We start from the raw sequence: 647 nt of genomic DNA, 5'->3' as shown, positions 1-647 counted from the left end.
AAATTCGATGCGGGAAACCGAAGCGACCGCAGCCTTGCCCCAATGGTCGATGTCGGGCGGTTCTGAAATATTGAAGCTCAAAAACAGAGCGCGAATCCGTTGCTTGACCTTGCGAATCGAATCCGTGAGCTGGTGGCGTCTGCGTTGCAGCGAACGGAATGCCTCCTCTTTTTCTGTGGGAATCGCAATCGGGCGAATCAAGCCGGAGGCAACCCATTCAGCCAGCTTGCGGCAATCGAGGCTGTCCGTTTTGTTGGTCGCGGCCACCGGACGCGGAATTCGGCTCGGCGCTGCGACGACGACGGGAATGCCCTCGGCCTCAAGCGCCCGAGCCAGGCCGAATCCCGTAGGCCCGGCCTCGTAGCAAACCGCGCCGAGCCGCACGGGCAGCGACAAAATCGTCCCGACCAGGGCCTGATTGTCGGCTGGACAGGTCCAATCCTTTACCATGCCGTCGGGCCGGAGGAGCCCCACGCTGTAGCTGCGCTTGTGGACGTCGACGCCGATCCAAATCTCTTCGCCACGAAAAGCTTCTACAAACCGATGGACTGATGATACCTTGAGCTTTGCCATGTCGGCCTCCTGGTTGTTTTGGTTTCACTGGTGTTGTTACCAGCAAAACTCGGGAGTGCCGACATGGTATTTTT

1 protein-coding gene is annotated in these 647 nt (G+C 58.7%); it reads right to left on the bottom strand.

Annotated elements, in window-relative coordinates; all coding sequences use genetic code 11:
- The coding region (locus tag J0909_RS18285) for an IS110 family transposase (protein WP_207265128.1) at window positions 1-573 on the bottom strand (573 nt) is incomplete at its 3' end.
- Window positions 574-647 lie beyond the last annotated feature (74 nt).

This window comes from Desulfovibrio sp. Huiquan2017, assembly GCF_017351175.1.
Classification (GTDB): domain Bacteria; phylum Desulfobacterota; class Desulfovibrionia; order Desulfovibrionales; family Desulfovibrionaceae; genus Pseudodesulfovibrio.
This window is presented reverse-complemented; position numbering and strand designations above follow the sequence as displayed.